Annotated in this window: 1 protein-coding gene; it reads left to right on the plus strand. The window is 50.9% G+C overall.

The features are described from left to right. Positions 1 to 845: tyrosine-type recombinase/integrase (locus FQK12_RS00080; protein ID WP_146295609.1), on the plus strand; the 845-nt coding region annotated here is incomplete at its 5' end. Positions 846 to 873: the final 28 nt, after the last annotated feature.

Here is an 873-nt window from a genome sequence, read left to right on the forward strand (position 1 = left end):
AAACGCGCGATTTATTAGCCCCCATTAAAGCCGTGGAGATGTCTGGACGTCTTGAGGTTGCTGCCCGTCTTCAACAGCGCACTTCGGCCATCATGCGGTATGCGGTGCAAAGTGGGTTAATTGATTATAACCCGGCACAAGAGATGGCTGGGGCGGTTGCTTCCAGTAATCGACAACATCGCCCGGCGCTGGAATTAAAGCGCATACCTGAGTTACTCGAGAAAATAGACGGCTATACCGGCAGGCCGCTAACCCGCTGGGCAACGGAACTCACTCTGCTTATCTTTATTCGATCCAGTGAGCTGCGTTTTGCTCGCTGGTCAGAAATCGATTTTGAAACTTCAATGTGGACCATCCCGCCTGAGCGAGAGCCTATTCCCGGCGTGAAACATTCTCAGCGAGGATCAAAGATGCGTACACCGCATCTGGTGCCGCTTTCAAAGCAGGCGCTGGCGATCCTGAAGCAGATAAAGCAGTTCTGTGGCGAACATGAGCTGATCTTTATTGGCGATCATGATCCGCGTAAGCCAATGAGTGAAAACACCGTAAACAGTGCGCTCCGGGTGATGGGCTATGACACTAAAGTTGAGGTTTGCGGCCACGGCTTCCGCACAATGGCCTGTAGTTCTTTAATTGAGTCAGGGCTATGGTCGAAGGATGCGGTAGAACGGCAGATGAGCCATATGGAACGCAATTCGGTGAGGGCTGCGTATATCCATAAAGCGGAACATCTGGATGAGCGCAAGTTTATGTTGCAATGGTGGGCGGATTTTCTGGATGTGAACCGGGAGAAAGGGATTACGCCGTTTGACTATGCGAAGATCAACCGGGGTAATGGTGAGTGAAATGTTTATTAGTGTTGTACCTTTGAGT

Source organism: Klebsiella sp. ME-303 (assembly GCF_007910085.1).
Taxonomy (GTDB): Bacteria; Pseudomonadota; Gammaproteobacteria; order Enterobacterales; family Enterobacteriaceae; genus Klebsiella; species Klebsiella michiganensis.